The 11,723-nt window shown below is 44.0% G+C and carries 14 protein-coding genes and 1 pseudogene; 5 read left to right on the forward strand and 10 right to left on the reverse strand.

The features are described from left to right. Nucleotides 1–97: 97 nt before the first annotated feature. Together AC3B4V_RS03730 and AC3B4V_RS03735 are read left to right on the forward strand one after the other, a co-directional pair. A complete protein-coding gene (locus tag AC3B4V_RS03730; protein WP_488377805.1) occupies nt 98–598 on the forward strand; it encodes a collagenase in 501 nt (166 codons plus the stop codon). A gap of 26 nt (nt 599–624) precedes the next feature. Beyond that, nucleotides 625–885, forward strand: a complete 261-nt coding sequence (locus tag AC3B4V_RS03735) for a hypothetical protein (protein WP_488377806.1) — start codon at nt 625–627, stop codon at nt 883–885. Between the two features lie 94 nt (nt 886–979). On the opposite strand, the gene AC3B4V_RS03740 is transcribed toward AC3B4V_RS03735, so the two are convergent. Both AC3B4V_RS03740 and AC3B4V_RS03745 read right to left on the reverse strand, forming a co-directional pair. Continuing rightward, complete coding sequence (locus AC3B4V_RS03740; RefSeq protein WP_488377807.1) at nt 980–1,306, reverse strand: hypothetical protein; 327 nt, start codon at nt 1,304–1,306, stop codon at nt 980–982. 388 nt (nt 1,307–1,694) lie between these two features. Continuing rightward, nucleotides 1,695–2,753, reverse strand: coding sequence for a serine hydrolase domain-containing protein (locus AC3B4V_RS03745; RefSeq protein ID WP_488377808.1), 1,059 nt, complete (start codon nt 2,751–2,753; stop codon nt 1,695–1,697). Nucleotides 2,754–2,862: 109 nt separating this feature from the next. Between AC3B4V_RS03745 and AC3B4V_RS03750 the strand changes: the two genes are divergently transcribed. After that, nucleotides 2,863–3,117, forward strand: coding sequence for a MerR family transcriptional regulator (locus AC3B4V_RS03750; protein ID WP_488377809.1), 255 nt, complete (start codon nt 2,863–2,865; stop codon nt 3,115–3,117). Between the two features lie 28 nt (nt 3,118–3,145). Next, nucleotides 3,146–3,739 (forward strand): GyrI-like domain-containing protein, encoded by a 594-nt coding sequence (locus AC3B4V_RS03755; protein ID WP_488377810.1) that lies wholly within the window; start codon nt 3,146–3,148, stop codon nt 3,737–3,739. A 146-nt stretch (nt 3,740–3,885) separates the two neighbouring features. Here AC3B4V_RS03755 and chbG read toward each other — a convergent pair whose 3' ends face one another. Genes chbG through AC3B4V_RS03780 form a run of 5 tightly spaced genes read right to left on the reverse strand, consistent with a single transcriptional unit; the run spans nt 3,886 to nt 7,840 of the window. Next, nucleotides 3,886–4,578: a chitin disaccharide deacetylase gene (gene chbG / locus AC3B4V_RS03760; protein ID WP_481265545.1), complete on the reverse strand. Its 693-nt coding sequence runs from the start codon at nt 4,576–4,578 to the stop codon at nt 3,886–3,888. After that, nucleotides 4,571–4,873: a PTS sugar transporter subunit IIB gene (locus tag AC3B4V_RS03765; protein ID WP_047390543.1), complete on the reverse strand. Its 303-nt coding sequence runs from the start codon at nt 4,871–4,873 to the stop codon at nt 4,571–4,573. The genes chbG and AC3B4V_RS03765 overlap by 8 nt, the downstream gene beginning before the upstream one ends. Beyond that, nucleotides 4,870–5,169: a PTS sugar transporter subunit IIA gene (locus tag AC3B4V_RS03770; protein WP_214724268.1), complete on the reverse strand. Its 300-nt coding sequence runs from the start codon at nt 5,167–5,169 to the stop codon at nt 4,870–4,872. The genes AC3B4V_RS03765 and AC3B4V_RS03770 overlap by 4 nt, the downstream gene beginning before the upstream one ends. Before the next feature lie 29 nt (nt 5,170–5,198). Then, on the reverse strand, nt 5,199–6,521 hold the full coding sequence (gene celB, locus AC3B4V_RS03775; RefSeq protein WP_488377811.1) for a PTS cellobiose transporter subunit IIC: 1,323 nt from the start codon (nt 6,519–6,521) through the stop codon (nt 5,199–5,201). Continuing rightward, nucleotides 6,518–7,840: a 6-phospho-beta-glucosidase gene (locus AC3B4V_RS03780; protein ID WP_481265548.1), complete on the reverse strand. Its 1,323-nt coding sequence runs from the start codon at nt 7,838–7,840 to the stop codon at nt 6,518–6,520. The genes celB and AC3B4V_RS03780 overlap by 4 nt, the downstream gene beginning before the upstream one ends. A 173-nt stretch (nt 7,841–8,013) precedes the next feature. On the opposite strand from AC3B4V_RS03780, the gene AC3B4V_RS03785 reads away from it, so the two are divergent. After that, on the forward strand, nt 8,014–8,730 hold the full coding sequence (locus AC3B4V_RS03785) for a GntR family transcriptional regulator (RefSeq protein WP_058703449.1): 717 nt from the start codon (nt 8,014–8,016) through the stop codon (nt 8,728–8,730). A gap of 99 nt (nt 8,731–8,829) precedes the next feature. On the opposite strand, the gene AC3B4V_RS03790 is transcribed toward AC3B4V_RS03785, so the two are convergent. The 3 genes and pseudogenes from AC3B4V_RS03790 to AC3B4V_RS03800 form a co-directional block, all read right to left on the reverse strand. Continuing rightward, entirely contained in the window at nt 8,830–9,057 is a 228-nt protein-coding gene (locus AC3B4V_RS03790) for a hypothetical protein (protein WP_481265549.1), read from the reverse strand. Nucleotides 9,058–9,348: 291 nt separating this feature from the next. After that, nucleotides 9,349–9,635 (reverse strand): annotated as a pseudogene (locus AC3B4V_RS03795) (hypothetical protein). A 154-nt stretch (nt 9,636–9,789) separates the two neighbouring features. After that, entirely contained in the window at nt 9,790–11,676 is a 1,887-nt protein-coding gene (locus AC3B4V_RS03800) for a DUF4084 domain-containing protein (protein WP_488377812.1), read from the reverse strand. Nucleotides 11,677–11,723 lie beyond the last annotated feature (47 nt).

Genomic DNA, 11,723 nt, shown 5'->3' on the forward strand with positions numbered 1-11,723 from the left:
AGCGGAACTCGCGACGACGGTCTTCTCGGACATTCCGATTCCAGCATTTACGAATAAGGACTTGATCTACATATCACCAGACGTTGCAGAGTGGCGGATGCTATTTTTGTCTCAACTCGACGGGAAGGACGTACCGCATATTCGAGCGTTCTACGAAACGCTTGCGGAAGATCACGTCTTGACGATTGCTGGTCATGAACTGACGCATCACTTGGATTTGTTCGTTGATGAATTCGACGATGAGAGAGAAGACGGAATCTGGTTCGAAGAGGGAATGTGTGAGTACCTCCCCCGGAAGCATTTGTTGTCGGACGAAGCATTCAAGCGAATTACGACAATTGAGACAGAGCTGGTCGAGCTCTTTCAGGAGGAGTATGGAGCGCGCTCGATTGATCAATTTGGGAGTGCCTCCTATGCCGGTAGTCTGTCGAGTATCATGTTTGATTATTGGCGGAGCTTTCTCGCGATCCATCATCTTATCGAGGAACGGTATGACGGGAACGTCTTACGTGTTTTTGAAGCATATCGGAACTGGCATGAGCAGAGGCGGATCGTGCCGCTATCGGAATACTTTAATCTTCAGACGGTAAGACGCTAAGCTGTGTTTGTAGTGGAGGAGGGCTTATGAATCGTTACAGTATTCTTTCGCTATCTGCATTCATCTGTTTTTGTTTCTTCTTTTTCCTGATGAAGAGCGGAGTCAGTCTGAAAGGGTTTGGAACTGTCTATATCCTGCTTCTGTTTATCGTTCCGTTAGTCGGCGTATACACAGGGTACAAAACGAAGCATCGAATACTCAAGTGGGGATTCGTCGGTGTCCATCTCATTACGTTCTGTATGATGTCCTATTTGCTGTTACTGGCTTACAGTATTTCCGAGCCTTAAAAAGGTTAAACGAAATGGTCAGTTGATTCCGAGTAAAAAAGAATCTTCTGACCTTTGCTAATATGTAGTGTGAAATTAGAAAGCATCACGTGATTTAGTCTCGCTTTGGCAAACTGGTCGTCGTGCCCATCTCGACGACGTGATCATCTTGAAGACGATACAAGAAATATTCCTCTTTTTGAAGTCCTTGCCCCTGTACTTTCACGGCAATTTGATAGCGTTTCTCTTTATCGCGGTGTTTGTCGTCATAAGCAGAGTGGAGTGAGACGACATGAGCTGGACCATATTTTTTCTCGACATAAGTCTCAACCTTAGTGCTGACGTGCTGCTCGAATCGTTCATCGTATCGGACGTCTAAGTAAAACAGCAGTCCACCTAGTAGGAGAAAGACAACCAAAACGTTGATTCCGATTTTTTTCAATTCATCACTTCCGATCGTTCCATAGCATTAAACCTAGAAAAGCTGTTACAGATGATCGGAGGACGATGCATCATAACAGCGATTGAATCATTAATTTGAAAATCTACATCATTTGAGTGATTGCTTTAGATATCGACTCCAACTAATTTAAGAATGATGATGATCGTGATAGCTGAGAGCGCAAAAGAACCGGCAAAAGCAAGCTGTTTTTTCAAAAGTATCTCCTCCTTATGAAAGGGTTACCATTATTATGACATTAAGTAATGTATCTGTAAAATTAATTCCAATTAAAACCGTGGATTTTCATCATAAAATTTTAGGAATAGATGACAACATCCCCACTCCTCGTTTTGTCAAGAGAGCAGGGATTTTTCATATTTCCTACATTCTACTTTATTAATAGTCGATGAATCGCCCTTGCCTCAGCATATGTCGATTCCTGTCCGAACCAACGATAAGTGAGAGTTGATAATGGCGAAGTTCCAGTGTCATTCAATAAAGCGATAGATAAATTATTCTTCCGATCAACGATTAAAAACTGTCCGCCTGATCCCACTCCCCATAACAGAGGATGTTTAGCATTTGATTCTAACCACCAAAGATATCCATATCCTGAAAAACGATCGACGTCCGAAATCTTAGAGTAAGCCATTGTACTCTCCTCAACCCACTTGATTGGAATAACGGATCGTCCTTTCCACTTACCATCTTGGGCATAAAGCGCACCAAATCGGGCAAGGTTTTCGGCAGACATATAAAATCGATACATCGGAATGGATGTTTCTTCATTCTTTTCATAAGTGACATGAGAAGGGCTGAATGTTTTCATGCCAACAGGCTTGGCGATCCATTGTTCAAAAGCATCTCCGATTTTCATTTTCGTCTCTTTCTCAAGAATAAGCCCCAACATGTTAAAATCCCAATTGTTATAGTAATAAAAACTTCCTGGAGTATGACTTTCACGTTTTGGACGTAAATCTTTCATTCGTTGTGATTCACCCAATGCGTTTAAGTAGATACCTGATCGTGCTTGTAATAAGTCCCGAATTGTTGCGGATTTCTCTTGTTTCGTTAAGGGTTGCTTGGAATCATCGACAGAGAGTTGTCCCAATGTCATATCCAAGTCTACTAACCTTTTTTCCTCTGCAATCCCAAATAGTGCACTGATGATGCTTTTACGAATAGAAGCAACATTATACAATTCGTTCGAAGAGCCGATGGATGCCACTTGTTGGGTATCCTGAATTGCATATAATGCGTCCGACTCATTGCGTTTCATCTGCTGTTGAAGACTTATCTTCAACTGTTCAGTATCTGCTTTACTTTGAAGTAAAATATTTTCATTATCTGTTTCGTTTTGTACGAAAGGGCGGGTAAGATAGACGAAAAGACTCCCAATTACTATTAGAGATAAAAATAAAAGAGTACGTTTCCTTCTTGACTTCATAGTTCAGTTCTCCTTCAATCAATGTTGTGATGACACTGATTGATTATCAACCTTCAAGTAACTTTAAGGTCAAGCTTTCTATAAAATATAGTTTAAAAGGAGAGATAACTTGAGTTTATTTAAAATTGGAGAGGCTGCAAAACAAAGTGGGATACCTGCATCGACACTACGTTATTATGATCAGATTGGTCTGATCCGTTCGCGTCAAATCGATCCACATAGTAAGTATCGATATTACACACAACACGACATCACACATATGAAAATCGTCCAGCATCTGCGCAGAATGAATTTTTCTCTTGAAGAAGTTCAACTTTTTTTAAACGAAAGAGATGTGAATCTTCAACTTGGATTGTTAGAGTAAGAAGAAACAAGAAATTAAGTTAAAGCGGTTGGCACTTCTTCAGACTGAGAAGGAAGTGCATCGCCGAATCGAATCTATAGAAAAGGAATTAATTTCATCAACAATCACGAAAAAGGATAGTTGGGAAATAGTAGTGAAACATTTTGATGAACGACCTATTCTATCGAAGCGAAAGATTTTCGACAGAGGGGGAATTGATATCTATCAAGACGCGTTTCTACAGTTACTCAAAGAAAATTCGTTTGAGGATGTACCCGTTACATCGCTCTTGTTACAGCATCATCATATCCAACTAAATGAAGAATTTTCTCACTTCGAAAGACATCTTCCAGAAATCGATTTAGAGGTAGGCGTGCTTCTTCCTTCCATGACATCCCCGTTTCAGAATGCGACTTTGCCTAGTGGTAGTTATGCTTGTATTGTGAGTAGAGGTATGGCGGGGAAGGAACGATTTCGTAAATTATATTCATTTCTACAAGAATGGCTTCAAGAAAATAACTATAAAGTCGAAGGACCATTAATTGACATCGTCTTAACAGACCTCACTCAGTTAACTGCGATTGATTATTCGGAAGATATACTTTCTGAAACTCAATTTCGTATTACACCAAATAATGCGTAGTGTGTAAGCAGCGTTCATCATGTAGTTAAATTATATATTTGTAAAATTAATTCTAAAATAAATCGCAATTTCTTATCGCAACGTTTCATAAAGAAAATGACAACATCCCTACTCCTTGGTTTGTCAAGGCAGTAGGGATGTTATTTTCATGTCCACCAATCCGGTGGAGTATATCTCGTTAAAAGATCTTTCTCGACGAGTCGCTGATTCACATAAGACGTGACGCTTGGAAGTAACGCATCCATGTTGGCAGGGTGCACCATGACCTCAACGGATGAACCGGGTGTGATTGAATCAAGTGTCGCAAACGAAACGCCCTCTCCATAAAACCGCTCATCGAAGCGATTCGTCAGCCAGAGATCCCGGTGCTTCTTGTTCCCCGCAGCACGGAACGTCGTTTGATATTCATTAGCGAGTTCGACGATGACAGAGTCGATCGCGGACCAGCCGTGGATATGATGGTGACTGTCTAAGTGGTGTAACGACAGCCCGGTAGCAAGAAAAGCTTCAATCTGGGCTTTCCATTCCAGGTAGACGTCTTCAGGATCCGGTGGCTCTTCCTTCAAAAAGCGACTCGTGAAACGAAACGTCCCGTCCTCCTTTGTTAACGACTGACTTGTCGAAGCGAGCGGTTTTCCCCAAGAGAGCACGAGATGTACGCCGACATGCAGGTCCGGGTGTTGCTGAGAAAGTCGAACAGCTTCTTCGACCGCATGTCCGTTCATCATCAGCGTCGTCGAATTGACGGGACCGTAAAGATGACTCTCGATGATGCCTTGGTTAATACCCGTCGTCAAACCGAAATCATCAGCATTGACGATTACACGCGTCTTAGGCATGTGCCGTGCCAGTCAGCGAGAGTGCTTGATCAAGCACTTGATCGCCCTTCATCAACCCGTATGCCATGTTGTCAATCACAGCAACCGGCACGTTAACTGCTGTACGGATTTTATTCTCGAGGTAGCGGACTTGCGGACCGATCAAGATGACGTCCATCGTCGTATGTTCCTTTAGTCGCGATTCGGGTACTGCTTCGATCGTTGCGTCAAGCCCTCGTGCTACGGCTTCCGTCCGCATTTTTTCTACTAAGATTGAAGTGGACATGCCTGCTGAGCAGACGAGTAAGATATTCATTTCGCTTCCTCCAGTCGATTGATTTTAGTGATCATGTCGATCATCTCGGTCGCCAGTTCCTTGACCGTCATCGCCGTCATCAGATGATCTTGAGCGTGGACGAGTAGGACGCTCATCTCGTTGCTGGTTCCTCGTGCTTCTTCTTGTAAGAGTTCCGTTTGGAGTTTATGTGCTTCAAGAAACGAGGTTTCAGCTTCTTCCAGCTTTTCTTTTACGAGCGCAGCGTCGCTGCGTTTGGCAGCGGCGATCGCCTCAAACGCACTCGAGCGTGCATTTCCGGCATGTAAGATGATCATGAACGATAGTTGTTGGATCGATTCTGTCTTCAACTGATTTTCTCTCCTTCGTGGATGCTATCTTTATTATTTCGATTGATTTCGGCAGTCATGGCGCGTGCTCCTGCTACGACGAACGGGATGTAAATGAGTGTCGCGAGCGTCAAGTTGAACACCTGAAGTAGGACACCGCGGATGCTACCACCGGTGACAAGGTACCCGCTGATGATCGGTGGTGTCGTCCATGGTACGATAGCGACCGTCTTTGGAACCATTCCGGTTGATAATGCAACATATGAGACGACCGTCAAGACGACCGGTGCGAGAATGAATGGAATCAACATGACCGGGTTGAGCACGATCGGCATGCCGAAGATGACCGGTTCGTTGATGTTGAACAGCCCGGCTGGAGCAGATAGCTTAGCGACTTGATGATAGGGATGATTGCGTTGTTTACGGACGACGATGAAGATCGCAAGTAGTAGTGACAACGTCGTACCAGAGCCACCCATGAAGACGAACGCATCGAGGAACGGTTTCGTTACCGTGTACGGGACGTCATAGGCGGAGGCACCAGCTTGAAATGCAGCTAAGTTTTGTTCAATCAGCGGCAGGTAGATCGGCTCGATGACCGACCCGATGATGTTCGTGCCGTGTAATCCAAAAAACCATAGGACATGGTTCAATAGGGCGATGATCAGACCAGCGGCAAGCGAATCACCGAAGCCTTGAAGCGGTTGCTGGATTGCCTTGAAGATGACCTCAAAGATGCTGAGCTCGAGTTTCACTTGGATGAACAACTGGATCGCAGCAACGACCGTCAAGATGATCATCGAAGGAATCAAGGCTTGGAACGATCGGGTGACACCACCGGGCACACCCTCCGGCATCCGGATCGTCAGCTTCGTATGGATGAGAAGGCGGAATGCTTCCGTCACGAGGAGCGAGACAATGATGGCAACGAATAACCCTTGGGCACCGAGCCAAGCGAAGCTAAGTCCCCAGTCTTTCGTGACTGGAACAAGCATGACGTAAGACGCAATTGACAGGATACCAGCGGCGAGACCATCGATATCGTAGGACCGTGCCAAGTTATAGGCAATCGAGAAAGCGACCAATAAACCGAGAATCGCGAAGGAGGCATTCCAAATGTTGCCGCCAAGCCGTTGCCAACTGCCTTCACCAAAAGCATTGTTCATCGAGCCGACGAAATCGAGCGACCAGCTACCGAGCTGGATGGCAGGAAAGTTATTGATTAGAATCGCGAGTGAACCGACGATGATGAGCGGCATGACAGAGACAAAGCCGTCACGGATGGCGACAAGATGGCGCTGGGAACCGATCCGTCCGGCAATTTCAATGAACTTGTTCATGAGAGAACCTCCTTAAGCTGGAATTGGGGTAAGTACGGGTGATGCGCGCGAAACAGCTCTTCAAGTAAAGCGTCGATCCGTTTTTCGTCTTGGATCAATGGGTTCATCAGGGCAGCGAGGTAAGCATCCTCGTACTTCCCGGAAATGGCGGCTTGAATCGTCAGTTGCTCGAATGTCTTTAAGTTCGTGATCAGTCCACGGACGGAGAGTGGTAAGCTACCGATTGATAGCGGACGTGGCCCAGCTTTTGTGATGACGGCGTTGACCTCGATGACCGCATCTTCCGGTAAGTCACAGATCGTTCCTTGATTCAGCGTATTGACGGTTTGGATATCACCACGGTCGTTATAGAGCGAGTCCATTAAGTTACACGCTGCATCCGAATAATAGGCTCCACCGCGTTGTTCGAGCTCTTTCGGTTTCACGTCGAGTGACACGTCTCGGTACTGCTCAAATAGTCGGCGTTCGACTTCTTGAACGACTTCAGCGCGTGTCCCGTTCTCTTCGTAAGCTTGTCGATCTTTTGCGAGCACGTCACGCGTTTGGAAATAATATTGATGGTACGGGTTCGGCAACATCTTGATCGAATTCAGAAACGACTCGGACCAACCAAGTCCGACGATATTCGCTGGTGAGTAGTCGTTCCCTTGACTCAATGCGGAAAGAACGTCTTCTGTGCGGTCGACACCATTCACCGTGACTTGTCGACCAAAGATGAAGTGATTCAACCCGATAAATTCGATCGAGACGTGCTCGACGGGGGCATGTAGGATTTCAGCGACGGAGTTCCGCATGTTGAACGGGATGTTACAGACACCAATCACCTTCTGATGCTTGGAATGTTTTAGAAGTGCCTCGGTCACGATCCCTGCAGGATTAGTGAAATTAATTAACCAGGCGTCGGGACAGAGTTCCGCCATCTCGTCAGCGAGCTCAAGTAAGACGGGAATCGTCCGAAACGCCTTGAACATACCGCCAGCGCCATTCGTCTCTTGACCGATGAAGCCGTGCTTCAGTGGGATGCGCTCATCAAGCGCACGGGCCGCAAGACCACCGACCCGAATTTGCGTCGAAACGAAGTCGGCTCCACGGAGCGCTTCTCTTCGATCGAGTGTCCAACGAAGTGCGATCTTCACGTTAGACTTGTCAATCATCCGTTGTGCGAGTTTGCCAACGGTTTCGAGCTTTTCTTTTCCGTCTTCGATATCGACAAGCACGACCTCGTCGACCGGAAAGGAATGGTGACGCAAGATGAAGCCTTCGATGATTTCCGGTGTATAGCTGGAGCCTCCACCGATGATGACGACCTTGAGTGGCATGTTGTGAATTCCTCCTCATGAAAGCGATTTCTTTTTGTTGTAACAAATGTAACAAATAATACAAATTAGAGCAATATAAAAATACAAATAAAACAAATTATGATTTGTATTTGCATTTGTATGATGTCTGTATCACAATAAAGGCACAAAGGATTAGAGGAAGAGGTGGGGGTATGTCGCAATCGACGTTACAGACGGCAATCAAGGAAGAGTTACTGTCGCGAATCAAGAGAGGCTATTACGAAGAAGGGAAGAAGTTCCCGACGGAGTATGTACTTTGTGAAGAGTTCGATGTCAGTCGGACGACCGTTCGAGGTGCGTTGAACCAGTTGACGCTTGAAGGGTATCTGATTCGACAGCAAGGACGTGGGACGTTCGTCGCCGGTAAAAAAGTGCGGCAGACATTGTCGCATACACCGAACAATTACGCCGCTCAGTTAGCAGTGCAAGGTAAGCGGGGCGAGGTGTCTTTGATTCAATTATCCGTCGTCTCTGCGACCGACGTCTTAACGGAAGTCTTTCCTGTAGAAGAGCAAGCGCCCATTCAGAAGATTGAACGGATTCGTCATGCAGATGGTGAACCGACACAATATGAAATCTCATTCATCCCCTGGTCGATTGCTCCAGGGATTACGAAGGAACAAGCGGAGCATTCGTTGTTCGATACATTAGCAAAAGTTTTCGACATTCAGGTAGCGAAAACGACAGAGTCACTCGAAATCGTCCTAGCGGATGAAGCGATCAGTAGTCATCTGAAATGTCCAGTCAATGCGCCATGTTTCTACATCGAAACAGTAACGGAGGATCAGGAAGGTCGAATCATCGAGTATTCACGATCCTACTTCCGCGGCGATAAGACAAACTTCGTGATTGAACGTTCGTATCGTTAAATGGAATAGCGCTGTTGTTGAGAAGCGCGAAAAGAGGTTGAATCCATTCAGACATCGGAATGGATTCAACCTCTTTTGACGTCATCATTTTGTTTCAACTTACATCATGCTAAGTAATAGTTGAGGCTGTTGGGAGAGTAAATAATCGTTTTCGACGTAGCGATGATAGGACAATGACGAATCGTTCATATGAAAGAGCGTCAACTGTCGACTCTCGAAGTCGACTTCTTCTATGTAGACAAGTTCTGTAATGCCACCGGAGTGATGGGGAGGAAGCAGTTTTAAGGATAATCTCTCCCGTAAAGCGATGAATAATATGACTTCCATTTTGTAAGTCATAGGAACAGAAGCATCATGGTAAAGATGAATGGATGAATCGATGGAAAGGCAAATCGGCCGGTTCATGGTGTGTAACGGTGCAGGATGAGTCATTTCTTTTTGAAGGTGCTGCATGGTGGACCTCCTTGTAATAAGAACGTATGTTCATATTATGTGGTGTAGATCCATTTTTTGCAATCTTATTTAACGGCAATGACTTATGAATGTGTTGTCCATCATCGTTCAAGTTGCATTGTCAGAGATAGTACCACGCTTTTCATAAAAAGGATGCTGATATTCTCATATATCTTGGGATAATCGAATCATATCGGTACACCGGATTCCATTTTCGATGATTTCCTCTTAATAGTGTCTCAAGAAAAAGTTCATGTCGATTCCGATTCGATTGTTTGCGGTCTTGTCGGGAGAAGTACATACACGCCGATCCATTGTTCATTGTTTTCAGCAACGAAACAATGACCTCTTTTTACATAGTTTTCGACTAACTTCAGAGACGGGTCCGCCGCTAGCAAGAGCTCCATCGGAGGAGTCTCATGGATGGACAATTGATGAATATCTACATTCATAACTGTATACTCCTTACATTTTAAGATTAATTAGCGAACCACTATTTTTATTTCCTTTAAACGTACTATCATTTAATAAAAACCAGCATCTGATAAATAATCAGGTGCTGGTTTCATATTGTAAAGAGTTAATACCCAAGACAAATAAGTTTTTTTAACTCGGCATATGTTGAAGTTCATTATAAAGAACGTAGCTTCCTGAGGGAATGTCTTTTGCGCGATACATGGCGAGATCCGCGTGCTGTAGCATCTCGAGCATACTCGAGGCATCCGTCGGATAGCAGGAGATACCGATGCTTGGCGGACAAGAAATCATATGATTGGCAATCTCATAAGGTGCTTGTAACGTGCTCAACAACTGATTTGCAATACGATGAAGTTGTTCGTATGATTTAACATTCTTTAAAAGTAATGTAAATTCATCACCGCCTTGCCGTGCCATCATGTCAAAATCCGCATCGAATGATTGTAGTCTTCTAGCGACCGCTTTCAATAATTGGTCACCGACATCGTGTCCAAGAGTATCGTTGACTGCTTTGAATTGATTTAAATCCATGAAAAATAAAGACACATTTGATGGAGGATGAAAAGAATCACTTTTAATGAGCTTTAACAGGCGTTCTTCGAACGCAAGGCGATTGAATAATCCTGTCAACGCATCATGATAGGCAAGGTATTGAATACGTTGTTCATTTCGCTTTATTTCAGTCACATCCTTACCGATACCGAAGATTCCAACAATTTCGTTTTGGACGATGATTGGAACATTGGTGATGTTCATATACATACTGGAACCGAATGCATTTTCAATAACGGTCTCATAACTTCGGGGCATACCTTTAAATACTTCCTTTAGTTCTTCTGCGACCGTCATCCGATGTGTATCTTTGACATAGCGAAGGCTATTTTGACCCATCAAGTCGGTCTTAGAGACGCCGAGAAGATCGCTACAGGCAGTATTCGCACTATCAAATTGACCTTTAAGGTCAGTTGAGTACACTGGATCTGGATGATATTCGAACAAGGATTTATACCGTTCTTCACTTAATTCAAGCGTTTGTGCTTGATCGTAGTAGCGACGGACTAATTTATGATTCTCGACAATGATTAAGACTTGCCGAGTGATGACGAGTAAAATGGAAAGTCCTGAACCTACTGTCACGATATCGAAACTACGCGAGTGAAATCCCATGAAGACGAACAGAATCAAGACTCCCCCATAAGGCGTGAGCATTTGAAAAATATTTAACTTTTCGTGATGAGTCGTTAACGTTGTACTTATAGTATTTGGCTGATGTTGAAGACCTGAAAAAGCTAAAACGATCATTGCTATGATGAACAGAGGATCAATTAAACTACCTGAGATGTATGTGTCTTGAGCAATCAAATACAAGTAAACAGAGTCAGCGATTGCTTGTATCGTGACGGCTGCGATAATGAGATACATAGATAAACTTTTATCCTTACTCGTAAGGTTAAAGAATAAAAAGGAAGCGGCGACTAACATGCCCAAGTCTCCTAAAGGGTAGATTAGGGAGACAATGAGAGCATTCATGGTTGCCGCACTCGTATCCAAAATAGGCTCGATTAAAAAGTGCCAAGAGAAGGTACTCGCAACGACTAAAATAATCATGACATCGAATAAAAATGAAATGCGTTGCTGTATAGCTGCATCCTTCAAAATTTTGTGAATCAGAGCGTAAAGCAGGAAGATAACTTGTAGAATGTAAAACACGTCTGGCCATCCTGGAAACGCCACGTTTTTGTGAAAAATATTTTCTGTGAAAAACCAAATCAATTCGGCGATTAAATAACAAAAGGTGCCGAAAGTGATAAGTAACCAGAACTTACGATCATTTGAATCAGCCCATTTGATAGCAATCCTCAAGTAGAGAAGGGCAATCAACAATCCTGCAATTGAAAAAATATTTCCCCCTAGTGCTTCAAGAAATTGAGAATCAGAAAAAGTGACAATCCATCCATAATAGCCTAAAGCATAAAGTAGAATGATGAGGATAAAGCTTTTAGGTTGTTTAAACATGCTATTCTTATACTCCTTCTTATCATATTCACTTAGTATACAATGAG

The organism is Exiguobacterium sp. E17S (assembly GCF_057772545.1).

Coding starts and splice junctions, on each gene's coding strand:
- AC3B4V_RS03730 (WP_488377805.1), top strand. CDS start 98: ATGCTATTTTTGTCTCAACTCGACGGGAAGGACGTACCGCATATTCGA.
- AC3B4V_RS03735 (WP_488377806.1), top strand. CDS start 625: ATGAATCGTTACAGTATTCTTTCGCTATCTGCATTCATCTGTTTTTGT.
- AC3B4V_RS03745 (WP_488377808.1), bottom strand. CDS start 2,753: ATGAAGTCAAGAAGGAAACGTACTCTTTTATTTTTATCTCTAATAGTA.
- chbG (WP_481265545.1), bottom strand. CDS start 4,578: ATGCCTAAGACGCGTGTAATCGTCAATGCTGATGATTTCGGTTTGACG.
- AC3B4V_RS03765 (WP_047390543.1), bottom strand. CDS start 4,873: ATGAATATCTTACTCGTCTGCTCAGCAGGCATGTCCACTTCAATCTTA.
- AC3B4V_RS03770 (WP_214724268.1), bottom strand. CDS start 5,169: ATGATCATCTTACATGCCGGAAATGCACGCTCGAGTGCGTTTGAGGCG.
- celB (WP_488377811.1), bottom strand. CDS start 6,521: ATGAACAAGTTCATTGAAATTGCCGGACGGATCGGTTCCCAGCGCCAT.
- AC3B4V_RS03780 (WP_481265548.1), bottom strand. CDS start 7,840: ATGCCACTCAAGGTCGTCATCATCGGTGGAGGCTCCAGCTATACACCG.
- AC3B4V_RS03785 (WP_058703449.1), top strand. CDS start 8,014: ATGTCGCAATCGACGTTACAGACGGCAATCAAGGAAGAGTTACTGTCG.
- AC3B4V_RS03790 (WP_481265549.1), bottom strand. CDS start 9,057: ATGGAAGTCATATTATTCATCGCTTTACGGGAGAGATTATCCTTAAAA.
- AC3B4V_RS03800 (WP_488377812.1), bottom strand. CDS start 11,676: ATGTTTAAACAACCTAAAAGCTTTATCCTCATCATTCTACTTTATGCT.